23 protein-coding genes are annotated in these 24,324 nt (G+C 58.0%); 10 read left to right on the top strand and 13 right to left on the bottom strand.

The window, feature by feature from the left end; genetic code table 11:
* Positions 1-26 precede the first annotated feature (26 nt).
* The 3 genes from ACY8FN_RS12055 to ACY8FN_RS12045 all read right to left on the bottom strand — a co-directional run bounded on the left by ACY8FN_RS12055 (position 27) and on the right by ACY8FN_RS12045 (position 2,547).
* The gene (locus tag ACY8FN_RS12055; RefSeq protein ID WP_042022322.1) at positions 27-767 is read right to left on the bottom strand and encodes an ABC transporter permease; all 741 of its coding nucleotides are present in this window, start codon (positions 765-767) and stop codon (positions 27-29) included.
* Between the two features lie 186 nt (positions 768-953).
* Positions 954-1,727: an ABC transporter substrate-binding protein gene (locus ACY8FN_RS12050; RefSeq protein WP_463100141.1), complete on the bottom strand. Its 774-nt coding sequence runs from the start codon at positions 1,725-1,727 to the stop codon at positions 954-956.
* 49 nt (positions 1,728-1,776) lie between these two features.
* Positions 1,777-2,547, bottom strand: a complete 771-nt coding sequence (locus ACY8FN_RS12045) for an ABC transporter ATP-binding protein (protein WP_033138423.1) — start codon at positions 2,545-2,547, stop codon at positions 1,777-1,779.
* A gap of 532 nt (positions 2,548-3,079) precedes the next feature.
* On the opposite strand from ACY8FN_RS12045, the gene ACY8FN_RS12040 reads away from it, so the two are divergent.
* Both ACY8FN_RS12040 and ACY8FN_RS12035 read left to right on the top strand, forming a co-directional pair.
* The gene (locus tag ACY8FN_RS12040) at positions 3,080-3,982 is read left to right on the top strand and encodes a LysO family transporter (protein WP_139718427.1); all 903 of its coding nucleotides are present in this window, start codon (positions 3,080-3,082) and stop codon (positions 3,980-3,982) included.
* Between the two features lie 91 nt (positions 3,983-4,073).
* Positions 4,074-4,712: an acyl carrier protein phosphodiesterase gene (locus tag ACY8FN_RS12035; RefSeq protein WP_463100140.1), complete on the top strand. Its 639-nt coding sequence runs from the start codon at positions 4,074-4,076 to the stop codon at positions 4,710-4,712.
* Between the two features lie 27 nt (positions 4,713-4,739).
* Here ACY8FN_RS12035 and ACY8FN_RS12030 read toward each other — a convergent pair whose 3' ends face one another.
* Together ACY8FN_RS12030 and arsC are read right to left on the bottom strand one after the other, a co-directional pair.
* On the bottom strand, positions 4,740-5,123 hold the full coding sequence (locus ACY8FN_RS12030; RefSeq protein ID WP_139692888.1) for a DUF2069 domain-containing protein: 384 nt from the start codon (positions 5,121-5,123) through the stop codon (positions 4,740-4,742).
* Positions 5,120-5,470, bottom strand: coding sequence for an arsenate reductase (glutaredoxin) (gene arsC / locus ACY8FN_RS12025; RefSeq protein ID WP_463100139.1), 351 nt, complete (start codon positions 5,468-5,470; stop codon positions 5,120-5,122). The genes ACY8FN_RS12030 and arsC overlap by 4 nt, the downstream gene beginning before the upstream one ends.
* A gap of 60 nt (positions 5,471-5,530) precedes the next feature.
* Here arsC and ACY8FN_RS12020 point away from each other — a divergent pair, with 60 nt between their 5' ends.
* Entirely contained in the window at positions 5,531-6,013 is a 483-nt protein-coding gene (locus ACY8FN_RS12020) for a TlpA family protein disulfide reductase (protein ID WP_463100138.1), read from the top strand.
* A gap of 95 nt (positions 6,014-6,108) precedes the next feature.
* Here the strand turns inward: ACY8FN_RS12020 and bepA are convergent, their stop codons facing one another.
* Entirely contained in the window at positions 6,109-7,563 is a 1,455-nt protein-coding gene (gene bepA / locus ACY8FN_RS12015) for a beta-barrel assembly-enhancing protease (protein ID WP_366622647.1), read from the bottom strand.
* A gap of 121 nt (positions 7,564-7,684) precedes the next feature.
* Between bepA and ACY8FN_RS12010 the strand changes: the two genes are divergently transcribed.
* From ACY8FN_RS12010 to ACY8FN_RS12000, 3 genes are read left to right on the top strand one after another with little or no spacing between them, the layout of a single operon-like run.
* Positions 7,685-7,918, top strand: a complete 234-nt coding sequence (locus ACY8FN_RS12010) for a sulfurtransferase TusA family protein (RefSeq protein WP_101346956.1) — start codon at positions 7,685-7,687, stop codon at positions 7,916-7,918.
* A 25-nt stretch (positions 7,919-7,943) separates the two neighbouring features.
* Positions 7,944-9,014 (top strand): AI-2E family transporter, encoded by a 1,071-nt coding sequence (locus ACY8FN_RS12005; RefSeq protein ID WP_463100137.1) that lies wholly within the window; start codon positions 7,944-7,946, stop codon positions 9,012-9,014.
* Between the two features lie 44 nt (positions 9,015-9,058).
* Positions 9,059-9,865: a MipA/OmpV family protein gene (locus tag ACY8FN_RS12000; RefSeq protein WP_463100136.1), complete on the top strand. Its 807-nt coding sequence runs from the start codon at positions 9,059-9,061 to the stop codon at positions 9,863-9,865.
* Between the two features lie 106 nt (positions 9,866-9,971).
* On the opposite strand, the gene ACY8FN_RS11995 is transcribed toward ACY8FN_RS12000, so the two are convergent.
* Positions 9,972-10,772: an alpha/beta fold hydrolase gene (locus ACY8FN_RS11995; protein WP_463100135.1), complete on the bottom strand. Its 801-nt coding sequence runs from the start codon at positions 10,770-10,772 to the stop codon at positions 9,972-9,974.
* A gap of 259 nt (positions 10,773-11,031) precedes the next feature.
* Between ACY8FN_RS11995 and ppk2 the strand changes: the two genes are divergently transcribed.
* Positions 11,032-11,847 carry a polyphosphate kinase 2 gene (gene ppk2, locus ACY8FN_RS11990; RefSeq protein WP_101325066.1) on the top strand — a complete coding sequence of 272 codons (816 nt, stop codon included), beginning with the start codon at positions 11,032-11,034 and terminating at the stop codon, positions 11,845-11,847.
* A gap of 110 nt (positions 11,848-11,957) precedes the next feature.
* Here ppk2 and ACY8FN_RS11985 read toward each other — a convergent pair whose 3' ends face one another.
* From ACY8FN_RS11985 to yejK, 5 genes are all read right to left on the bottom strand, one after another.
* Positions 11,958-13,094 carry an ABC transporter ATP-binding protein gene (locus tag ACY8FN_RS11985; protein WP_101325067.1) on the bottom strand — a complete coding sequence of 379 codons (1,137 nt, stop codon included), beginning with the start codon at positions 13,092-13,094 and terminating at the stop codon, positions 11,958-11,960.
* A gap of 406 nt (positions 13,095-13,500) precedes the next feature.
* On the bottom strand, positions 13,501-14,391 hold the full coding sequence (gene malG, locus ACY8FN_RS11980) for a maltose ABC transporter permease MalG (RefSeq protein ID WP_042022290.1): 891 nt from the start codon (positions 14,389-14,391) through the stop codon (positions 13,501-13,503).
* A 12-nt stretch (positions 14,392-14,403) separates the two neighbouring features.
* Positions 14,404-16,056, bottom strand: a complete 1,653-nt coding sequence (gene malF / locus ACY8FN_RS11975; RefSeq protein ID WP_101325069.1) for a maltose ABC transporter permease MalF — start codon at positions 16,054-16,056, stop codon at positions 14,404-14,406.
* Between the two features lie 75 nt (positions 16,057-16,131).
* On the bottom strand, positions 16,132-17,313 hold the full coding sequence (gene malE / locus ACY8FN_RS11970) for a maltose/maltodextrin ABC transporter substrate-binding protein MalE (protein ID WP_042022285.1): 1,182 nt from the start codon (positions 17,311-17,313) through the stop codon (positions 16,132-16,134).
* A 407-nt stretch (positions 17,314-17,720) separates the two neighbouring features.
* The gene (gene yejK / locus ACY8FN_RS11965; RefSeq protein WP_463100134.1) at positions 17,721-18,770 is read right to left on the bottom strand and encodes a nucleoid-associated protein YejK; all 1,050 of its coding nucleotides are present in this window, start codon (positions 18,768-18,770) and stop codon (positions 17,721-17,723) included.
* Positions 18,771-18,843: 73 nt separating this feature from the next.
* Between yejK and ACY8FN_RS11960 the strand changes: the two genes are divergently transcribed.
* Positions 18,844-19,071 (top strand): YejL family protein, encoded by a 228-nt coding sequence (locus tag ACY8FN_RS11960; protein WP_101325071.1) that lies wholly within the window; start codon positions 18,844-18,846, stop codon positions 19,069-19,071.
* A gap of 47 nt (positions 19,072-19,118) precedes the next feature.
* Positions 19,119-20,969, top strand: a complete 1,851-nt coding sequence (locus ACY8FN_RS11955) for a DUF3413 domain-containing protein (protein WP_463100133.1) — start codon at positions 19,119-19,121, stop codon at positions 20,967-20,969.
* An 84-nt stretch (positions 20,970-21,053) separates the two neighbouring features.
* Here the strand turns inward: ACY8FN_RS11955 and ACY8FN_RS11950 are convergent, their stop codons facing one another.
* Entirely contained in the window at positions 21,054-21,839 is a 786-nt protein-coding gene (locus tag ACY8FN_RS11950; protein WP_463101165.1) for a MetQ/NlpA family ABC transporter substrate-binding protein, read from the bottom strand.
* 597 nt (positions 21,840-22,436) lie between these two features.
* On the opposite strand from ACY8FN_RS11950, the gene asp reads away from it, so the two are divergent.
* Complete coding sequence (gene asp / locus ACY8FN_RS11945) at positions 22,437-24,311, top strand: serine protease Asp (RefSeq protein WP_463100132.1); 1,875 nt, start codon at positions 22,437-22,439, stop codon at positions 24,309-24,311.
* Positions 24,312-24,324 lie beyond the last annotated feature (13 nt).

The following is a 24,324-nucleotide window of genomic DNA, read 5'->3' as shown; positions in this document are numbered from 1 at the left end:
GATGACCGCATTGAGTACGACATGGCTTACCTCGTCTTGATGGCATAGTGACGCTCGGCCCACTTGAGCGCCGAGGTGGAGACTGCGGTGAAGATCAGGAAGATCAGCGCCACCGCCATGTAGAAGGTGAAGGGTTGCTGGGTCGAGCCCGCCGCCAAGGAGGCTTTGCGCACCATGTCATCGAGGCCGATGATGGAGACCAGCGCGGTGGTTTTCAGCAGTACCAGCCAGTTGTTGCCAAACCCCGGCAAAGCGTGGCGCATCATCTGGGGGAAGAGGATCCGCACAAACACCTGGGTTGCCCGCATGCCAAAGGCCCGTGCGGCCTCAAGTTCGCCTTTGTCCACTGCCAGAATGGCGCCGCGAAAGGTCTCGGTCATGTAGGCGCCGAAGATAAAGCCGATGGTCGCGACACCGGCCACAAAGGGGCTGATGTCGATATAGTCCGGAAGCAGGGAGACCCACTCCTGATTGGGATTACTCTCCAGTAACCAGCTGTTGTAAGTCTCGTTGACCCAACTGCAGATGCCGTTGATCAGCACCTGGCCGCCAAAGAAGAGCAGCATCATCAGCACCAGATCGGGGATGCCGCGAATGATGGTGGTGTAGCCGGTGGCGATGGCCCGGGCCCACTTGTAGGGAGAGAGTTTGGCCAGCGCCCCCAGCATCCCCAGCAGCAACGCCAGCAGCAGGGAGGCCAGCGCCACTTCCAGGGTGACCCAGGCACCCTCCAGCAGCGAGGCTTCGTATCCTTTCAAATCAAACATGGGCAGCTCCATTGCAATTAATAGGGCCCATTGCTTCACACAGAAAGCACGGGCCCCAGGACTACTGGCGAGGTGAGCCGATCGGCCTGTTACTTGTCGTTGAGCAACACGTCACAAGTCCCCTCACCCAGCCCTCTCCCAAAGGGAGAGGGCACTGCCTTTACTCGCCGTAAACGTCCTCTGGTTTTATTCGCCGTACACGTCGAACTCGAAGTACTTGTCGTTGATCGCCTTGTACTTGCCGTTGGCACGCAGCGCCAGAATGGCGGCGTTGAATTTCTCTTTCAGATCCTTGTCAGCCTTGCGCACCGCAATACCGGCACCCTCGCCAAACCACTTGGGGTCGGTCAGTTTCGGGCCGACGAATTCGAAGGCCTCACCGCCCTCTTTCTTCAGCAGACCGTCGGTGATGGCGGCAGAGTCGGCCAACACATAGTCCACACGACCGGATTTCAGATCGAGATAAGCCTCATCGGCAGTGCCGTAACGCTTGATGCTGGCGTTGGGGAAGTTGTCGGTAATAAAGGTATCCATGGAGGTCGCACGCTGCACCGCGACGGACTTGCCTTCCATAAAGGCTTTGTCGAGCTGTACGTCAGTGCCCTTCTTGGCGGCGAAACGGGCCGGAATGTGCTGGTACTTCTGGGAGAAGTCCACCTTCTTCTTGCGCTCGGCGGTGATGTCCATGGTGGCGATGATGGCGTCAAACTTGCGCGACAGCAGCGCCGGAATGATGCCGTCCCAGTCCTGTTTGACCAGGGTGCACTTCACCTTCATCTCTTCGCACAGGGCGTTGGCGATGTCGATATCAAAGCCTTTCACCTCACCACTGGGCTCGGTCCAGGAGAAGGGGGGATAGGCACCCTCAACCCCGATCCGTACCTCTTTCCACTCCTTGGCCATCAGGCTACCGGACGCGAGGGCAGTGACTACGGCAGTGGCCAGCATCAGCTTGTTCATGTATCTCTCCTTGATAAAACAGTTGATTGGATAAGTCGGCATCCCGCCATCAGTAGATGGAGGAGATAAATTGCTTGAACCGTTCAGACTTGGGATGGGCAAAAATCTCCTTGGGGTTGCCCTCCTCTTCCACTCGCCCCTGATGCAGAAACATCACCTTGTTCGATACATCACGGGCAAACGACATCTCGTGGGTCACCACCAGCATAGTGCGCCCCTCTTCGGCCAGCTCACGCATCAGGCCGAGCACCTCCCCCACCAGCTCGGGATCCAGCGCCGAGGTGGGTTCATCAAACAGCATCACCTCGGGCTCCACCGCCAGCGCACGGGCAATAGCCGCCCGCTGCTGCTGACCACCGGAAAGGTGGCCGGGATAGTAGTCGCGCCGCTCCCACAACCCGACCCGGTTGAGCAGATGCTCGGCTCTGGCGATCGCCTCGGCACGGGGCACCTTGAGCACCTGGATCGGCACTTCGATGATGTTCTGCATGATGGTCATGTGTGACCAGAGGTTGAAACTTTGAAACACCATGGCCAGCCGGCTGCGGATCCGCTCCACCTGACGCATGTCTTGTGGCTGCCGCTCACCGGCCCGGTTGGTTTTCATGGCGATCAGCTCGCCATGGAGCGAGACGGTGCCGGATGAGGGGGTTTCGAGCAGATTGATGCAGCGAAGAAAGGTCGATTTCCCCGAACCGGAGGAGCCGATAAGGGAGATCACATCCCCCTTGTGGGCGGTCATGTCGATGCCCTTGAGCACTTCGTGGGTGCCAAAATATTTGTGCAGATCACGTACTTCCAGTGCGGCAACGTCGCTCATCCATTACAACCTTGTCTGTCCCTAGACGCCGCAGGGGCGTGCCTCAACCATCGTCCATTTAACAAAAAGTTAACCGATGGCAACCTTCAGCGAAAATATCACCCGGATAGTGAAAAAACAATACAGAACGAGGGTCTGCAGGGGATTCGCTCTATTTTTATTCGCTCTTTGCGTATTTTTCAGCACTTTGTTTGCATAAACAGCCGTTTCAATGGCCGCTTCGATACCGCATTTTTATACCCCAATCATCTCAGTGGCAAGATAAAAGCGTGATGTGTGCCAAACCGCCACCAAAATGGCTTTATGCACACCCTTGCAGAGCGAAATATCAGCCCCCCAGCCGGATCAACTTGATTTCATTGGTTCACTCGGGCTCGCACAGAACCTTAACAAACAGCCGGGTTGTGGCAAAAAAGTAACAATCCCCTCAAAAAAGGGCTGTTTTCAGCCATGAAAGCGAGAGATATGTGACACAGAGCCAATAAGTAATGATAAGGTGGTATTTTTATCAGTTTTTGTGATCGAGGCCTCGATGTTGCTCAATGTGTTGCTGATCCTGTTGCCACTGGCAATCGGCTATCTGGTTCCCCTCTCCTCTGCCCGACTGATCAAGCTGGTCAACCAGAGTCTGGGCAAGATGGTCTACCTCATCCTGTTTCTGATGGGGCTCGGGCTTGCCTATGTGGAGAACCTAGGCAGCAATCTGGCGGTGATCTTCAAGGTCGCCGGGGTGATGCTGGCGGCGATCACGGTCTGCAACCTGCTGGCTCTCTGGTGGCTCGACCAGCGCACGCCGCCGACCCACGAGGCGAACGATGCCAAGATGCCGAGCAAGCTGCACCTGTTGTGGGAGTCGCTGCAGCTCTGCTTTGTGGTGCTCGGCGGCGTGCTGCTCGGGCTGCTGGTGGATCTGCGCGCCCTGCCCATCGACAAGTGGAGCGAATGGTCACTGATGCTGCTGCTGTTTCTGATCGGGGTGCAGATGCGCAACTCCGGCATGCGGCTGCGCCAGATCCTGCTCAATCCGTGGGGGATGAAGATCGCCTTCACCGTCATCATCAGCAGCTGGATCGGCAGCCTGCTGGCCGCCCAGCTATTGGGCATGCCACTGAGCCACGGGTTGGCCCTCAGTTCCAGCTTCGGCTGGTACTCCCTGTCGGGCATTCTGGTGGCCGACAAACTGGGGCCTGTGCTGGGCTCGGCCGCCTTTATCAACGATCTGGGCCGTGAGCTTATCGCCATCCTGATCATCCCGGTGTTGATGCGTCGCCACCCCTCGGCCGCCATCGGTTACGGCGGCGCCACCGCCCTCGACTTCACCCTGCCGGTCATCCAGAAATCGGGGGGTATTCAAGTGGTGCCAGTGGCCATTGTCTCCGGCTTTATCCTGAGCCTGCTCGGCCCGATCCTGATCCTCGGGTTTCTGGCGATCTAAGCGCCGCCGATACATTGAACCACCTGAAATAGAACCATCATGAAATAGAACCACCATTAAATAGAACGAACCACCATGGCATAAAACCACCATGAATTTTCTGGCTCATCTCCATTTAGCGGCCCATACCCGCAGCTCTCTCACCGGCAACCTGCTGGGGGATTTCGTCAAGGGGCCGCTGCCCACTGGTCTTGCAGCCCACTTCGATGAGGGGATCTGGCTGCACCGCAAAATCGACGCTTTCACCGACAGCCACCCCGAGCACAAGGCGGCCGTCGCCTGTTTCGAGGCTCCCTGGCGCCGCTTTGGCGGGATTGTGGTGGATATGATCTACGACCACTGGCTGAGCCAGCACTGGGGGCTGTTCAGTACAGAACCCCTGCCCCGCTTCCTGCAACACAGTTATGGCCAGCTATTGGCGGATCACCCACGCCTGCCTGACGGACTGCCGCTCCCCCTCACGCGAATGGCCGAGCAGAACTGGATCGCCTCCTACCGCCACAGGGAGGGGCTGGAGCAAGCGCTTAACGGCATCGGCCGCCGACTGCGCCGCCCGGTACTGCTGGGAGAGGCGCTGCTGACCCTCGATGAGCCGCAGTGGCAAACATGCGAAGCGGGGTTTCTGCGCTTCTATCCCGCGCTGATGGCGTTTAGCGAGCAGCAACTGGCCCACTTTCGGGCAGGACAAGAGGCCGAACAATTCCCTCCGAATAGCGCCTCTTCGCCATAAAAAACGCCCCTTGCGGGGCGTTTGCCATCAGTTGGCTTCATCTTTCTTCTTGCGAATGCTGAGGCCAAGTTCCCGGCCACGCAGTCGGGCGTAGTAGATGGTGCCGACAAAGGCGAGGGTAGTGAACAGCAGCTCCACCACCGCCAACCAGCGCTCCCCCTCATCCGTGGTAATAAGGGTGAGGGCGTGCAGGAAATAGGGCATCAACACGAAGTTGCCCCAGGCGTGGGTGTAGGGTTTGCCCTGCACAATGCCCTTGAGGGGGAACAGCAGCGGCACCGTCCAGATCACCGGCAGCAGCCAGGGATTGAGGTCCGGGTGGGGAGAGAGCCACAGGTGCCACAGCAGCACCCAACCCAGCAGACCGAAGAAGCCGACCAGAGTCAGCCAACGCGCGAAGCGGGTACTCACGGGAGGATCTCCAGCACCTGCTCAGGCGGGCGACCAATGCGAGCCTGGCCATCCTTGATGACGATGGGGCGCTCGATCAGCTTGGGATGCTGGTGCATAGCGCGAATGAGGGCATCACCGCTGACATCGGCCAATCCCAACTCCTTGTAGAGATCCTCCTTGGTGCGCATCAGCTGGCGCGGATCGCTAAAACCGAGCAGAGAGAGCAGGTTGCGGATCTCATCTTCGCTCGGGGCCTGCTCCAGATAGAGCACCACATCAGGGGCGATCCCGTGCTGTTCCAGCAGGGCCAGGGTTTCGCGACTCTTGGAGCAGCGCGGATTGTGGTAGATTTGGGTCTCGCTCATGGTAACTCCCTGATTAATCGCAAGATGGGACTAGAAACGGCGCTATTGTAGGGGAAAGTGATGGTCAGGGTAAGCGGCAGTGGAAAGGAATTGAAACGAATTTGTTGGCTGATTGTGGCTGGCCTGCTGGGTGCCTGCACACCCGCCGCCGAATTTACCGCTGCCACAGGGCAGCCGGTCAGCTTGCGCCACTTTGTCGGCAAGCCGCTGCTGGTCAACTACTTCGCCCCCTGGTGCGCCCCCTGCCTGCGGGAGATGCCCCACCTCAACGCGCTGGCGGCGCAGGGCCAGATCGCCGTGGTGGCCATCAACTACGACCCGACCACCCCGGCAGAGCTGGGCCAGCTGGCAACCCGATATCAGATCAAGGTGCCGCTGCTGATCGCCAATGCGGATGCCAGCCTCCCCTTCCCGCGCCCGGGCGCCCTGCCCACCAGCTATCTGCTCGACAGTGAGGGCAAACTCAAACAGACGCTGGTCGGTGAGCTGGACCCGTCGAAAATCGAGATGCTCAAGGCGACCGCCAGCAGCGTGAGTCACTAGCGCATCGCGCTATCAACCTCATCCAACCTCACCGCCATAAACAACAAGGGCGCACCGTGGTGCGCCCTTGTTTGCTTGGCCAATGCCCGGGGTCGTTAGCCCTTGAGGCTGTCGAGATCCTTCTTGGCCCGCTCCAGCTCGGTGATCCGTGCCTCCAGACGAGCCAGGGTCATCCGGTCGCTGGTGGTGCCGCGCGCCACGATCAGCTCGTCGATGGCCGCCTGGTAATCCCCACGCAGCGCGAGCATCTCGGCCCGCGCCATATGCAGATCGGTCATCCGGCCCGCCTTGCGATAGGCATCGGCCAGCAGGTTCCAGGCCAGATTGTTCTCTTCATTGGCACGGGCATAGGGGTCGAGGATAGCGATGGACTTCTTGTAGTTACCGCTCTCGAGATAGGCGTTGCCAAGGTTGACCACCACCACTTCGTTATCCGGCATCCGGCTGCGGAACTTCTCGAGGCGAGCGATGGCCTGAGCGCTGCGCCCCTTGGCCAGATCGATGTCGGTCAGGGCATCGACGATAAAGAGATCTTCCGGATGACGGGCAGCCAGCTCCTGCATCAGGGTGTCAGCTTCATCGGTGCGTTTGAGCTGCAGCAACGCCAACGCCTTGCCATAGATGGCCGCATCCTTGAGCGGGTAATCCCCCTTCTGGATCCGGGTATCGAAGTAGCTCAGCAACCCCTGCGGGGTATCGGTGCCGTAGCGCACCTGAATGCGCACCTTGGCCAGCCAGAAATCGAGGCTGGGCGGCAAATCGCGGCGGCCGTAGCTGCCGGCACGGGCGCGGGCCTCGCTGATCCGGGTCTCCGGCAGCGGGTGAGTCAGCAGCATTTCCGGCGGCTTGCTGGCGTAACGGTACTCGGCAGCCAGCTTCTGGAAGAAGTTGGCCATCCCCATGGGGTCGAAACCGGCATCATAGAGGGTCTTCATGCCGATGCGATCCGCTTCGTATTCGTTGTCGCGGGTGTAGTTGATGGCCGACTGCATCGACAACCCGAGGGTGGTCTGCAGCGCGGCGATACCGGCGGTCGGGTTGATCACCGCCAGTGCGATGGAGCCCACCAGACCGGCCAGTGTTATCGCCGAGCTGCTCGCCTGCGCTTCCATGTAGCGGGCAATGTGGCGCTGGGTCACGTGGGTAATTTCGTGCGCCAGTACCGACGCCAGCTCGCTCTCGCTGTCGGCGTAGAGGAACAGGCCGGTGTGTACCTTGACCCGCCCGCCGAGGAAAGCGGCCGCGTTGATGGTGGGATCGTTGATGAGGAAGAAGGTAAACGGAAAACGCACCCCATCGGCGTTGGTCAGCAGTCGCTGGCCCAGATCGTCGACGTATTGGCTCAGTACCGGATCATCGATGATCGGCAGGCCCGCCCGGGCAAAGCGCATAAAGGCGTTGCCGTAACGCACTTCCTGCTCGATAGGCAGGGCAGAGACCCCGGCCGTGCCGATATCGGGAAGCTGGTTGTTAGCCTCGGCATGAAAGGTGGCACCCATCAGGGAAGCCAGCAGGGGAAGCGATGCCATCAGGGGGGAAAAGCGTGCCACGTTATCTCTATCTCCATCAGAAAGGGCTTCGGCAGAATACCCTTGCCCATCAAGGGCTACAAGCGTTGTTTCACGCTCTTATCACGGCCATAATAGCGGCCACCTGCCTGATGGAGTCCCCATGGAAGTTCTCGACCTGACCCCCTGGCGCTGCCCCGAGCCGCTGATCCGGCTCAAGCTCTGGTTAAAGGATGCCAAAAGCGGTCAAACCGTCACCATCCGGCTGGCCGATGCGGGCTCCCGGCAGGATATTCCGGTCTATCTGCAGCGTCAGGGCCACCATGTCGAGCTGCAGCAACAATCGGACAATACCCTCTCTTTGCAGTTGGTTGTCGGGGCAAAACAGCCATCTTGAGCCCCAGTGATGTAAGGATGCAGTCATGTTAGAAGTATTGAAGCATTGGTATCAGACCCGTTTCTCCGATCCCGATGCCGTTACCCTTTTCCTGTTGCTGGTGTTCTGCTTTGCCATCATCTGGCTGTTTGGCGATCTGCTGGCCCCCCTGCTGGTGGCGCTGGTGATGGCCTATCTGCTGGAGTGGCCGGTCGCCCGGCTGCAAAAAGCGGGGTTGTCGCGCACTCCAGCCACCAGTCTGGTGCTGCTGCTCTTTATTGCGGTGGCGGTAGCCTCCTTGCTTGGTCTTATTCCGACGCTGGTCAGTCAGGGGATCAATCTGGCCAAAGAGGCGCCGGCCATGCTGACCCATGCCCAGGATTATGTGCGCACCCTGCCGGACAAATATCCCGAACTGATTGATGTCAGTCTGGTAGAGACCGTCATCGACAATATCCGCCAACGCATTCTCAGTGGTGGCGAGCATCTGGTGAGCGCCTCCCTCAGCTCGCTGGTCAATGTGGTGGCCATCATGATCTACCTGATCCTGGTGCCGCTGATGGTCTTCTTTATGCTCAAGGACAAGCGGGTACTGATGGGCAGCCTGCGCCGCTTCCTGCCACGCAACCGCACTCTGGTCAACCGGGTCTGGGTGGAGATGAACAACCAGATCATCAACTACATCCGTGGCAAGGTGATCGAGATCCTCATCGTCGGGATTGCCACTTATATCCCCTTCGCCCTGATGGGGCTGCGCTACTCAGTGCTGCTGGCAGTGGCCGTCGGCTTCTCGGTGTTGATCCCCTATATCGGCGCCGCGGTGGTGACCGTGCCGGTGGCCATGGTGGCCCTGTTCCAGTGGGGGCTCACCCCCGAGTTTGCCTGGCTGATGGTGGCCTATCTGGTGATCCAGGCCCTCGACGGCAACCTGCTGGTACCGGTGCTCTTCTCGGAAGCGGTAAACCTCCATCCGGTGGCCATCATCATCGCCGTGCTGGTGTTTGGCGGCTTGTGGGGATTCTGGGGGGTCTTCTTTGCCATCCCCCTCGCCACCCTGGTCAAGGCGGTGATCAACGCCTGGCCAAAGCGGGAAGATAGCGCCCATGCCGTTAAATGATCGACGATACAAACCACTGACTCACTACTGATACGAGATCGCTCATGACCCTTTCACGCCACATCACCCTTGGCGGGCTTATGGCCCTGCTGCTCGCCACCGTGACCCCGGCACAGGCCGAGATCAACCTCGGCTCGGTCGATATGCTGGCCAGTGACAGCCCAACCAGTCCGGTGCCGCAGGGGCTGGTGGTGGGGGCTACCGTGCTCGGGGGCCAGGCCCGCTACGAGGCGCAGGACAACGCCATCTATGCCATCCCCGGCTTTATCTACTTCGGCGACGACTTCATGTTTCTGGGAGATCGGGCCCGCTACTACTTCCACAAAGACGAGAATATCGCCCTCTATGGCTATGGCCGGGTGCGTTTTGGCAATCTAGATCCCGAGGATTCTCCCGCCTTCAGCGGTATGGAGCAGCGCAAGTGGCAGCTGGAAGGGGGGATTGGCGGCAATATCGTCACCCCTTACGCCCTGCTGACCATCCGCGCCAACAGTGACGTCACCGGCCGCAGCAAGGGGCAGGAGCTGCTGCTGTGGGCCGATTTCCCGATCCTGCGTGACAATCTGCTGATCATGCCGGGCATGGGGCTGATGCTGCGCAGCGACAAGATGGCCAACTACTACTTCGGCGGCATCTCCGGGAGCGAAGCGACCGCCCAGCGACCCGCTTGGGATACCGGCACCACCCTCTCCCCGATGGCGGCGCTCATCACCAGCTATCGCTTCAGCCCCAACTGGATTGGCATGTTTGCCATGAACTATGAATTGTATGATCGGGACATCAAAAACAGCCCCATCGTCCAGCACGATGGCGAGCTCTATGCCGGTTTTGCGCTGGGCTATATCTGGTAACGTCCTGTCAGATAACAAGCTGTGCCGATAGGTTCCGGCCTACTCACTAAACGCAAAAGAGCAAAAAGGGAGCCAATGGCTCCCTTTTTCATCCCTTGCGTCTGGCTTACTGCGCAGCCAGAAACTCAGCCAGCGCCTGATTGACGAAGGCGGGATTTTCCAGGGTCGAGATATGACCGGCCGCCGGGATCTCTTTAAACAGGCAAGCCAGCACCTCGGCCATCAGATAGCCCTCCAGCACCGGACGGGCCTTGTCCTCGCAGCCGGTCATCACCAACGCAGGCACAGTGATCTCTTCCAGCCACTCGATGCGATCCTCACGGGTGACAAAACTGCGACCCACCGCCACCATGGCGGCAATCTTCTCAGCAGGCCAGGCGGCCAGCCGCGCCTTGAAATCAGCCAGCAAGGTCGCATCGGGCTGGTTGGCAAAGAAGATCGGGGCCACCTGTTCGATGATGGGGGCCGGCACTGTGCCCTGCTGCTCGATCATCGCCAGCATAGCAAGGTAGCGTTCGCAGGTGATCTGGGGCTCGAGGCCGACAAAGCTGTCCATCAGCACCAGACCTTTGATGCGGTTTGGCGCCATTCTGGCCAGCTCCACACCCCACATGCCGCCAATGGAGAGGCCCACCAGCACGCACTCCTCAATGCCGAGGGCATCGAGCAGCGCCAGGTGATCGCGCGCCAGGGTTGCCAGGGTGCAAGCACCTTCCGGAAGCACATCGGAATCACCGTGGCCCCACAGCTCGGGCACAATACAGCGGTACTGACCTTTGAGCGCGGCAATCTGCGGCGCCCACATGGCGCTGTCCCACAGGTAACTGTGGCCAAACAGCAGCACCGGGCCCTGTCCTTCGTCCAGATAGGCCATCTGGCGGCCCGCTATCTCCATAAAATGCTTCATGTTATCTCCTGTTGCCAGCTGCTGATGATGAGACGGCAGTGCAAATTGCCATAAATGGCGTCATGTTTTTCTATTGCCAGCGGCTGATGAGGCGGCAGGATAAATCGCCATCATTGCCCCATGTTTTCTTCTGTTTCTGTTGCCAGCAGTTGATGGGGCGGCAGTGTATCACGTCCCCCTTGGCAGTGGCGCCTCCCTGGTGCAAGCTGGAAGTGACTCAAAGAAGTCACCCATGAAAGGATGCCAAAAGGAGAAGCGCATGACGAAGGAGAAGAGCAAGAAGCGGCCGCGTCTGGACAAGAAGTGTTACGAGCACCACCTCGCCCATCTGCAGGAGGAGCTGGTCAAGCTGCAGGAGTGGGTCAAGCAAGAAGGGCTAAAAGTGGTGGTGCTGTTCGAAGGTCGGGACGCAGCAGGTAAAGGGGGCGTCATCAAGGCGATCACCGAGCCCCTCAACCCCCGGGTCTGCCGGATCAGTGCGCTGCCCGCGCCGTCGGATCGGGAGCGTTCCCAGTGGTATTTTCAGCGCTATGCGGCCCAGTTACCTGCCGCTGGCGAGATGGTGCTGTTTGATCGCTCCTGGTACAACCGGGCCGGGGTCGAGCGGGTGATGGGGTTTTGCAGTGACGCGGAATATCGCGAGTTTCTGCGCGCCTGCCCCGAGTTCGAGCGGATGCTGATCCGCTCGGGCATTACGTTGATCAAATACTGGTTCTCGGTCAGTGACGAGGAGCAGGAGAAGCGCTTCAAGGAACGCATTAATACCCCGATCAAACGCTGGAAGTTCAGCCCGATGGACTTGCAATCCCGCTCGCGCTGGGTCGAGTACTCCCGTGCCAAGGATGACATGTTCACTTATACCGACACCGAGGATTGCCCCTGGTTTGTGGTGGAGGCGGACGACAAACGCCGTTCCCGCCTCAACTGCATCGCCCACCTGCTCGGCAAGGTGCCCTATCAGGCGCTCCACTATGAGCCCATCAAGCTCCCCCCCATCCATACCGAAGGCTACGAGCGACCGCCGCTGACCAGCCAGACCTTTGTGCCCGATATTACTGCCGAGCTCGAGGCCTGAACCCTGCCGGTTTTACCGCACGGCAGGCACTGAATATCAGACAATAAAAAGCCGGTCTGACGACCGGCAAAAAGGCATTGAATACTAGGAAAACCAGCACAACAAAACGATCAGGTACGGATATATTTGGCGGTACGGGGGAACGCCTGCTCCTTGGCATCGAACAGGTAGCAGGCCTCTGCCGGGATACCCACGCTGTAGGTCTGGCCGGTGACCACATCCACATCCGAGGTGGCCTTGACGGTAAAGTCGTGACCATCCACATCCATATAGACGAAGGACTCGGCGCCCAGGTGTTCTGCCACCTGCACTATGCCGCTGACCTTGCTGTGCGCATGGGGGTGATCAAGCGGGAACAGATGCTCGGGACGGATCCCCAGCTCCACCTTGTCACCCACCGCGCCGCTGCGGGCATCGACCCGGGCACGCACGGTATCACCGGAAGTCAGCTTGACCACGCACTCCTGCTCGCCAATCTCCAGCAACTCGCCGGTCAGGAAGTTCATCTTGGGTGAGCCGATGAAGCCCGCCACGAACTTGTTGTCCGGGTTGTGGTAGAGATCCAGCGGTGAACCGAACTGCTCCAGGTTAGTGGTGGCGTCGGCCTTGAGCGGGCTGAGCACCACGATCTTGTCCGCCAGGGTCATCGCTTCCACCTGATCGTGGGTCACGTAGATGATGGTGGAGTTCAGCTCTTTGTGCAGTTTGGCGATCTCGATCCGCATCTTGACCCGCAGGGCGGCATCCAGGTTGGAAAGCGGTTCGTCAAACAGGAACACCTGCGGCTGCTGCACTATGGAGCGACCGATGGCGACCCGCTGACGCTGACCACCGGAGAGCGCCTTGGGCTTGCGGTCCAGCAGCGGCTCGAGACCGAGGATCTCGGCAGCACGCATCACCCGCTTGTGGATGTTCTCTTTGTCCATCTTCTTGAGCTTGAGGCCAAAGGCCATGTTCTCGTAGATGTTCATGTGGGGATAGAGGGCGTAGGACTGGAACACCATGCCGACGTTGCGCTCTACCGGCGGCACATCGTTCATGTAACGGCCGCCGATGGTCAGCTCACCGCTGGTGATGTCTTCCAGACCGGCGATCATCCGCAGCAGGGTGGATTTACCGCAGCCGGACGGGCCGACGAAGACGATGAACTCCCCTTCCTTGATGGAGAGGTTGATATTGCGCAGGGTGTCCTTGTGAACAGCCGGATCGTAATTTTTGCGAACGTTGTTGAGTACTACTTCAGCCATGACGAGCTCCGCTCTTGAATCTTTGCAAATCGTGATAGCGGGGGGAGTCAGCTCCCCCGGCCATAAACCTTAACTTTTATATCTCACCCGCAGGGTGCCGCGAGCCAACCGCTCACGGCACGCCCATTTAGCCTTTCACCCCGCCGGCAGTGAGACCACCGACTAACCAGCCCTGTGATAGACCATCAGGAACACCTTGGTGCTGGCTGCGTGGCACCACCTAACCTTTCACCCCGCCAGCGGTGAGACCACCGACCAGCCAGCCCTGTGATAGACCATCAGGAACACCTTGGTGCTGGCTGCGTGGCACCACCTAACCTTTCACCCCGCCGGCAGTGAGACCACCGACCAGCCAGCCCTGTGATAGACCATCAGGAACACCTTGGTGCTGGCTGCGTGGTGCCACCTAACCTTTCACCCCGCCAGCGGTCAGGCCACCGACTAACCAGCGTTGCGCCATGAGGAACACCACTGTAATGGGGAAGCCGGAGAGCACGGCTGCCGCAGCAAAATCACCCCACAGGTAGTTCTGCGGATAGAGGTACTGCTGGGCCCCGACCGCCAGGGTCAGATTATTCACATCCTGCAGCAGGATGGAGGCCATGGGCACCTCGGTGATGGTGCCGATAAAGGCCAGAATGAACACCACCGCCAGAATGGGCACCGACAGGGGCAGCAGGATCAGCCGGAATGCCTGCCATGGGGTGGCTCCGTCGATGGCTGCAGCCTCCTCCAGAGAGGAGTCGATGGTCTCGAAGTAGCCCTTGATGGTCCAGACATGCAGGGCAATACCGCCCATGTACGCCAGGATCAAGCCACCGTGGGTATTGAGACCCAGCCAGGGGATGTAGTCACCAATCTTGTTAAAGAGCGCGTAGATAGCCACCAGCGCCAGTACCGCCGGGAACATCTGGAAAATCAGCATCCCTTGCAAGATGGTGGACTTGCCACGAAAACGCAGGCGGGCAAAGGCGTAGGCACAGGTGGTGGAGAGCACCACGATCATCAGGGCTGTGATGCCGGCGATCTTGATGGAGTTCCACAACCAGGTCAGCACCGGGAACGGCGGCGGCGTCAGGCTGCCATCGGCGTTGGTGACCGTCATGCCCAAGGCAAGGCGCCAGTGATCCAGGGTCGGATTGGTGGGAATGATCTCCCCGACCGAGAAATTACCGCTGCGCAGTGAAATGGCGATAACCATGATCAACGGGAAGATGATCAGCGCCAGAAAGCCCCACATGACCAGGTGGGTTGCCCACACCCGGTATTTGACTGATTTGGGTTGTACGATTGCCATAATGACGCCTCCTTACAGTTGCTTGTCGGCTTTGGACAATTTCAGGTTGAGCAGCGCCAGCGCACCGACGATGAGGAAGATGGCAGTAGCGATGGCACTGGCCAGACCGTAGTCCTGACCGCCCGATCCCTGGAACGCAATCCGGTAGGTGTAGCTCACCAGCAAGTCGGTGGTACCGGCCGGGGTGGTGGCACCTATGATGTCCGGTGCGCCGTTGGTCAACAACTGGATAAGCACGAAGTTGTTGAAGTTAAAGGCAAACGAGGCAATCAACAGCGGTGTCAGCGGCTTCATCAACAGCGGTACTGTGATCTTGAAGAAGTTCTGCACCGGACCGGCACCGTCCATGGCGGACGCTTCATAGAGATCTTCCGGAATGGCTTTGAGCAAGCCCATGCAGAGGATCAACATGTAGGGATAGCCGAGCCAGGTATTGACGATCAGGATCATCACCTTGGCCAGGAAGGGGTTGGTATACCAGTCCGGCTTGATGCCAAACGCCGCCTCCAGGAACATGTTGATCTCACCGAAGTTCTGGTTGAACAACCCCTTGAACACCAGGATGGAGATAAACGCCGGAATCGCATAGGGCAGGATCAGCATGACCCGATAGAAACCGCGCCCCTTGAGGGATTCCCACTGCACCAGACTGGCCAACACCATGCCGATTGCCAGTGTCAGCGCCACAGAGCAGCTGGAGAAGATCACGGTCCAGATGAAGATCTGCAGGAACGGCGACTGGATGCCCGGATCGTTGACGATGCGCGCGAAGTTCTTCCAGCCCACGCTCACCACAAAGCCAGGTGCAACGCCCTTGCCGACAAACTCACCCTGTTCGTCGATGTACTGATAGAAGCCGGTCTCACCGTTAGGCAGCATCAGCTCGCCATTCTGGGTATCACGCAGCAGGTTGCTGTCTTTGATCACCACGCCGGACTTGAGCACAGCGCCATCCATCAGACGGGTGTACTGCTGCTTCTGGGCGGCAAACTTGCGCAGGCTGCTCAGGGTAAGATGAGTGCCGCCATCCGGTAGCACCAGATCCAGGTCACTCAGGTGGGTACGATGCTCAACAATGGCGCGGATCGGCGCGGCCTTGCTGGCGGCTTCGCCAGTGAAGGGCTGCAGTTCGACCACTTGTTGGGTGTTCTGCACCCGGCCCTCGCGGGACGCCAGCTCACGAGCCTTGTTGGTCATCAGGGAAACAGGTTGGCTGATAAAGGAGTGATCATCCTGGGTCAGCAGCAGCTGGAACTGGCCATTGTCACCACCCAGCAGGGTAAAATCGAATTCACCGCCCGCCACCTTGTAGCTTTTCTTCAGATGGTAATCTCGCGCCTGCTCCACGGAGAGCAAGTTGGCCCCCGAATAGTTGGTGAAGGCGATACCAATCGTGTAGGCGAGAGGAAAGATGATAAATACAACCATGCCCGCAACACCCGGAAAGATGTAGCGATGGGCATAGGTCTTCTTGTTCATGAAGACATACAGACCGACGGATACCACCACCAGATCCAGCAGCGCGAATACCCACTCGCCACTGGCGTACATCATCACGGCAGCGTAGCCGTTGAGGATGGCGACCAGGGCCGCTATGGTCCACTTAAGCCAGGTGTGCTTATCCTTCGGACCGGCATAGGACTCAACAGAAGGTACTACTTCCATGCCAATTAACCTTTATAACGCCAAGAGAAATTTGAGAGAGTGGGAGGCCATGGCGGCCTCCCGGGTAGTGCGTGCTTACTGAACGATACGCTTGGCAGCGGTATCCAGTGCTTCGTCAACACCCTGACGACCAGAGGTCACGTTCTTGAGGGCAGTTTCGAAGGAAGACCAGAAACGGCTCATCTCGGGAACGGACGGCATCGGCTCACCGGCCTGGGCGTTTTGCATGGTGGCCTTGATGTTCGCATCGGATTCCAGGGTTTTCTGGAACGATTTCAGCGCAACGGCGCCCAGCGGCTTGTCGGCGTTAACCGGTGCCAGACCGGCATCGGTCAGCAGGTAGTTTTCCAGGAACTCGATGGCCAGATCCTTGTTCGGGCTGGCAGCGTTGATGGTGGCACCCAGTACGCCAACGAAGGCTTTGGCCGGCTTGCCATTCAGGGTCGGCAGCGGCGCTACGCCGTACTTGATGCCGCTCTTGTCCAGGTTGCTCCAGGCCCAGGGACCGTTGATCATCATGGCCACTTCGCCCTTGTTGAACTTGGCGTCCATCACACCGTAGTCGATGCCTTTTTCCAGGTGACCTGACTTGATCATCTCGGAGATATAGCCCACGCCCATCTTGGCACCCGCGTTGTTCACGCCGGTATCTTTGACGTCATAACCGGTCGCGGTTTTCTTGAAGGCGTAACCACCGTTGGCAGCCACCAGCGGATAGCTGAAGTAGGGAGTGTCATAAGCCCACATGATGGCGCGCTTGCCATTTTTCTTCAGAGTCTCGTCAATTTTGGCGATCTCTTCGAAGGTTTTCGGCGGCTCAGGCAACAGATCCTTGTTATAGATCAGGCTGACCGCTTCCATGGCAACCGGGTAGCCATAGGTTTTGCCATCAACAGTCATGGCATCCCATGCCAGCTGTTCAAATTTACCTTTGGTCTCGGCATTCGGACTAACCGGAACCAGCAAACCGGCTTTGACCCACTCACCGTAACGGTCGTGAGCCCAGAAGAAGATGTCCGGACCGTTGCCAGTGGCAGCGGCTTGCTGGAATTTCACTTCAACCTGATCCGGGTGAGCCACAGTTACCTTGATGCCAGTTTCTGCTTCGAATTTTTTGCCCACTTCGGCCAGACCGTTGTATCCCTTGTCACCGTTGATCCAGATGGTCAGCTGGCCTTCATCGATGGCCGCAGTAGCAGAGCAAGCGACGCCAAGAGTGGCCAGACCGATCAGGGATGACAGCAATTTCTTTTTCATGAGCCTTTCCTTGTATTAGTTCCGCGCTGTAAGAGCATTGTGTGCGAGATGGATATTATCCCAAGCGGCAAACGGCTCACATGACGCAACTCGCATTTTTGAAATGCAATTACGTATTTCCTTCCAGAAAGTTCTGAAAACATTTTCTTAAAATGGGTAATTAGCCCCAATTATTGGCTTATTTCAGTACAAGCAAGGAAATATAATTACCAAAATGAAAATTTATTACCGCAATGAAAGGGTTTTCACTTCAATGAAAACCCTTTCAGGTGATTTATTTTGTTTGATTTGTTAACAAAGTACCGCGCCAGTTTCGAGGCCTGCCGTGGCGCAATAAAAAAAGAGACTCCGCCGGGGCGGAGTCTCTTTTTGCCAGAAATCACGACTTGATCACACTACAGGCCCCACTACGACTGGCGCAGCAGCTGATCCTTGAGATTGGGCGGCACTCCCTTGATGGTCAGGGTGTCGGTCTGGGGATCGTAAAAGATCCGGCTGTTCAACAGTTTCTGTTCAAAGCTCAGGGTCAGGCCGCCGCCGGAGCCGACAAACTTGGTCAGACCGCGCAGGGTAGAACGATCGGCCGGGAAGCGCTCTTCCAGCTGATACTCCTGACCGATAAAGCTGTAAAAATCGAGGTCGCCATCCCCCGGCAATTCGGCAGAGAGCTCCTTGATTTCGATCTCTTCACCGGCACTGGCCTGTTCGGTGCAATATTTGAAGACCTGTTTTTTGTAATCGTTGCGCTCGGTCGCTTCGAGCTGCTGACTGTCGCAATAATCTTCCACCGCCTGCAGCAAGCCTTTATTTTGCACCTTGGCATCCATGCCCTCACGGGCACCGAGCAGATCCATAAAAAAGTCGCCCAGTTTACGACCGATACGCCCCTTGCTGAAGGTGATATAGCGGCGTGAATCGGCTTGGGTTTTCCATTCAGTCAAATCAATGCGGGCCACCAGATTGAGTTTGCCGATATCCAGATACTGGATATGGCGCAATTCCAGTGCTTCGCTGACGGTAACGCTCTCCTTGCCCTCCAGCAGGGCAATCAGCAGATAGTCGACCCCGACGTAGTTGTATTTGGCAAACAGCAGCACCCCTTGCTCATCGAGGGCGTGTTCCACCAGCTGCTTCACCAGCATCTGGGTCACAGTGATCGAAAAAGGGACAAATTCCGTCTGTTCGGCCAGCAGTTGCTCAAGGGCGATACGAAATGCAGGTGAAGGCTGCTTGGCAGCCTCTTCACCGTCAGCCAGCTCGGCGACGGCCGTTTCAGGGTCAGCAAAGAAGCCAAAGCCCTTGCCCCCCTTGCCGTTGTAGATACGATGCAGTTCCGCCATCAGCCCCTGTACTGCCTCATCAGCAGGGAGGGTCTGACTGCGAGTGTCGGCGTGGGGTTGACCATCGCCGCCCTGGCGCAAGGAGTGAAGAATGATCTTGTCGATATCGAGACTCATGTCACAAAGCCATAGTGTTAGCCGAAAGGGTGAAGTATTATAAGGCGCTTTGAACCGAGATGAACTGAAGATTATGCCCATCGTATCAAAGTACAAGAACGAGCAGTTTGACGCCCTGATGAACGACCTGATCACCGTGCTGGAAAAACATAAAGCACCGGTGGATCTCAGCCTGATGGTGCTTGGCAACCTGACCACCAATATCATCAACGGTATGGCCCCGGCTCAGCGCCACGCCATCACTGAAAAATTTGTCCAGGCCCTGACCGCATCGGTCGATAATCGCCACGACGCACACTGAGTCCCCGACTCTGTTGATTTGACGTTTCTCAACGCAGATGGATCACTATGGTCGAAACCGGTAACCCCTATCGTGATAATGTCTCTCGCCTGATCACCTGGGGGCATTGGTTCTCCTTCTTCAACATTATCCTGGCCATGCTTATTGCCACCCGTTATCTGGGTGCCATCAGCTGGCCATCGACCACGCTTGGCGTGATCTATCTCGTTGTAAGCTGGATTGGCCACTTCTCGTTCCTGAGTTTTGTCACCTACCTGTTGACGATCTTCCCGCTCAGCTTCGTGCTGCCCAAGGAAAAATCGTTGCGGTTCATCTCGGCCATTATCGCCACCCTGGCGCTGGTGTTGCTGCTGATCGACACCCAGGTATTCCGGCTGTTCAAGTTCCACCTCAACAGTCAGGTATGGCAGTTGCTGCTGGATCAGGCACAAACCGAGGAGGGCTCAATCTGGAGCATCATCTTCGTCGCCGTGCCTACCATCTTCCTGCTGCAACTGCTGCTGTCGGCCTATGTCTGGCGCAAGATCAACAAGCGCAAGCGCCGCCAGTACGGCAATCAGGTAGGGCTGGCCCTGCTGGTCTGCTTTATTCTGACCCACGTGGTCAACAGCTGGGCGGATGCCACCCTCTATCAGCCCATCACCATGCAGAGAGCCAACTTCCCACTCTCCTACCCGATGACGGCCCGCTCCTTCCTGGCCAAACATGGTTGGCTGGATCTGGATCAGTACCAAAAACAAGCGGCATCCCAGCACGAAAGTAGCGACAGCCGGATGATCTACCCGCTACGCCCGCTAAACGTCAATGCGCCCGCCAGCCACAATAATCTGTTGATCGTGGTACTCGACTCCCTGCGCTTTGACATGCTCAACAACATCAACATGCCCAATTTGCAGCGTTATGCCGATCAGCACATCACGTTTCGCAATCACTTGAGTGGTGGCAACGACGATCTGATGGGGATGTTCAGCCTGTTCTACGGGTTGCCGGGTCACTATTACAAGGACATCAGCAGCGACAAGCGTCCGCCGGTGCTGTTCGACGAGATGCTGCGCCAGGATTACCAGTTCGGGCTGTTTGGCGCGATGGAAGATGCCCAGAAGTATCGCAAGAGCATTCTGGCGGGCCTGCGCAAACAAGTGTTTGTCTCCGAGCAAATCGACGATGGCCAACTGCTGAGCGACTGGCAGTTGTGGCTAGAAAAACGCACAGCGGAGCGCCCCTGGTTCTCGCTGGTCTATCTCTCGAGCCCGGGTGATTATCAGTTACCAGCCTCGATGAAAGGGCCATTCCAACCGGAGCTCGCCCACTTCAATCCGGCGACCGCCTATCGGGCGGAGAATCTGCAAAAACTGGAGAACCGCTACAAAAACTCGGTCTTCTATACCGACCAGTTGCTTGAGCAGATGCTGACCAAATTGCAGTCGCAGGGGATGGATAGCAACACCATAGTCGTGATCACCGCCAACCACGGTCAGGAGTTCAACGATACCCAGAGCAACAGCTGGGGCGCCGGCAGCAACTACTCACCCTATCAGGTCCAGGTGCCACTGGTGCTGGCCTGGCCAGGCCGTGACAGTCAGCTCCTGGATCAACCCAGTAGCCATCTTGATCTGGCCCCGACTCTGATGCAAGGGATGCTGGGGGTGCGCAATCAGGCTCGGGATTACAGCATTGGTCGCAATCTGTTTGATAGCGCGCCACGCCCCTGGCGGCTGGCGGGGGATCAGAACGACTTTGCCATCTATCAGGGCGACACCATTACCCACTTCAACAAGCAGGGTGACTTCGAGCTGCTGGAGCGTAACAGTTACCGCCCGATCAAGCACGGCACCCCCGATATGGGCGCCATGATCCAGGTAATGAACGAGCTCAATCGCTTCTATCGCCACCCCTGATCAGAGCCACTCCCCTATAAAAACGCCCCCGAATTCGGGGGCGTTTTACGTTATATGAATCAACCATCTGCTGCGGGAGGTGAGTTAACTCCCCCACCCTTGGGGATACTTGTACCCGGCGAAACGCTTGGCCGCATAGGCCTTGAAGGCCGCCGAGTTGTAGGCCGCCGCCACATCTCTGGCAAACTGCTGATCCGCATCCGCGCTTTTCACCACCACCCAGTTGATGAAGTCGTAGCTGCGCTCCAGAAACAGCCCTTCGCTAAACGGGATACCGCTGGAGGCGGCAAAATTACCGTTGATCACCGAAAAGTCCACATCCTCCCGCGAGCGGGGCAGCTGCGCGGCTTCCAGCAGCACCAACTTGAGACGGTGCGGGTTGTTCACCACATCAAACTCGCTCGCCTTGAGCGGGTTGATCCCCTCCTTGAGGGTGAGCCAACCGAGATCCTGCAGCATCAACAGCGCCCGCGCCTGATTGCTGGGATCGTTGGGGATAGCCACCGTACCCCCCTCTTTCACCTGGTCGAGTGCCGCCAGCTTGCCGGAATAGAGCCCCATCGGACCGGTTGGTACCTGGGTAATCGGCGCCAGCGACAAGCCTCGGTCTTTGGCAAAACTTTCAAGATAGGGTTTGTGCTGGAAACAGTTCACATCCAGTGACCCGTCGGCCAGGGCGATATTGGGAGTCACGTAGTCGGTAAACTCCACCAGCTTGACATTGTACCCCCTGGCCTCCAGCTGCGGCTTGATGGAGTCGGTCACCATGTCGGCAAAATCCCCCACAGTAGTGCCAATCACTATCTCCTGTTTGGTGGGCAAGGGGGTATCGGCGGCAACCGCGGAAAAAGAGATACTCCCGACGGCCATCGCGGCAATAAAGGTGCTGGCGCCAGCAGTTGCGCACAAGGAAGCAGTAAAAGAAGAAGGTAAGAAGGAACGAAACGGCATAGGGACTCCCTGTCAGGTACGCATCAAGATCTGGGCCTGCGGCGGGGTTGCCCCCAGAGGCAACGCCCTTCACACTACAGCAATCTAGCCATCCAAACGGCTAATTTAATTACCATAACAGAGCCATCCACCACAGCCAAGCAATAAAGCGGTGGCACAAACCCCACCTCATCGCCCTTGCTCTGACTCCCCCACACATACCTTCGCTCATGGCTACATGCCGTGCACTTTACAGGATGCACGATGCCCCCTCGGGATTGCCCCGTATCGAGATTGATGCTGCGAAAGAGAGTAACAAGAGGGTGAATTACAGACAAAAAGATCCGTAACAAAAAATGAGATCCATTATCAATAGAACACATAATAGGCGCCATTGGAATACCTACAAAAAACCAGATCGGATTTCTTTGAACCTCGTAGATGTTTTTGAAAAAGGCTCTTTTTGAATCTCAATTACCCGAGTATAGATTTCCGTCGCACCCAGGATGGTGCGATCCAAGATGGAGTTTAAAAATAATGAAGCAAACATCGTTAGCACTGGCGATCACAGCACTGCTGTCGACCCTGCCCAGTGCGCTCGTTCAGGCAAATGAAGGTTGTGCGCCGCTCACCGGCAAGGAGAGTGGCGTGGATATCGGACGCAGCAGCACCGAACGCTGTCTGCCAGGTACCAATCCGCTGCAGGATCAGCAATGGTATCTGCTCAACAGCGGGCAGGATGGGTTCAGTGCCCGTGGCGGGGTAGCGGGCAATGATCTCAACCTCTGGTGGGCTCATCGCAGCGGGATATTGGGACAGGGAGTCAACGTCGCAGTCGTCGACGATGGCTTGGCCATCGCCCACCCGGATCTGGCGGACAACGTGCGCCCGGGCTCGAAAAACGTGGTGACCGGCAGCGATGACCCGACCCCGACCGATCCGGATACGGCGCACGGCACCTCGGTCTCCGGCATTATTGCGGCGGTGGACAACGTCATCGGCACCAAGGGGATCGCCCCGCAAGCCCAACTGCAGGGGTTCAACCTGCTGGATGACAACAGCCAACAGTTGCAGAAGGATTGGCTCTACGCCCTTGGCGACAGCGATGCCAGCCGCGACAACCGAGTGTTCAACCAGAGCTACGGCATGAGTGTGGTGGATCCCCGCCCCGCCAACGATCTCGATCAATCCCAGCTTGACCGCCTGTTCGAACAGCAGACCCTCAAGGTACAGGGCGCGGCCTATATCAAGGCGGCGGGTAACGGCTTCAACAGAATAGCGGCAGGTGGTTATATCCTGAACCGCACCGGCAACGGCCCCAAATTGCCGTTTGAGAACAGCAACCTCGACCCCTCCAACAGCAACTTCTGGAACCTGGTGGTGAGCGCCCTCAACGCCGACGGAGTCAGATCGTCTTACTCCAGCGTCGGCAGCAACGTCTTCCTGAGCGCCACCGGTGGCGAATATGGCACTGACTCACCGGCGATGGTCACCACGGATCTGCCCAGCTGCGACATGGGCTACAACCGCACCAATGATCCCAGCACCAACCGGCTGCACGGCAACCAACAACTGGATGCCAGCTGCGACTACAACGGCGTGATGAACGGCACCTCCTCCGCCACCCCCAGTACCTCCGGCGCCATGGCGCTGCTGATGTCCACCTACCCGGACTTGCCGGTGCGGGACCTGCGGGATCTGCTGGCGCGCAGCGCAACCCGGGTCGATGCCACACATAAACCTGTGATGGTCAGCTACACCAGCAGCACCGGCAAGGTGCGCGATGTGAAAGGGCTGGAAGGGTGGGAGCGCAATGCCGCTGGCATGTGGTTCAGCCCCACTTACGGCTTTGGCCTGATCGACGTCAACAAGGCCCTTGAGCTGGCAGCCAATCACCAGCCGCTGCCACCGCTGGTGCAGCTGCCGTGGCAGAAGATCAATGTCACCGGCAGTACCGCCGCCATTGCGGATGCAGGCAACAGCCCGACCAGCTCGACAACCCGCATCGCCACACCATTGACGGTGGAAGCGGTTCAGGTGATGGTGAGTCTGGATCATCAGCGCCTGCCCGATCTGCTGATCGAACTGGTCTCCCCCGCCGGCACCCGCAGCATCCTGCTGAACCCGTTCAACAGCCTGGTCGGCCAATCCCTTGATCAGCAAAAACTGGGATATGTGCGCACCAAAGGGCTGCGTGACATGCGCCTGCTCTCCCACAAGTTCTACGGTGAAGCAGCCGAGGGCGACTGGCGACTGGAAGTAACCGATGTTGCCAACGGTACCCGTCAGGTCTCGCTGCTCAATCGCGAAACCGGGGAGCGTACCACCCTGATCGAGCGCAACAATCGCCAACCGGGCAAGCTGATCTCATGGTCCCTGCGGGTCCTGGGTCACGATGCCAACCACAGCTAACACGCTAGGAGTA

This window comes from Aeromonas sp. 160P (assembly GCF_055193095.1).
The sequence above is the reverse complement of the archived record's forward strand: the minus strand, read 5'-3'. Positions and strand labels throughout refer to the sequence as shown.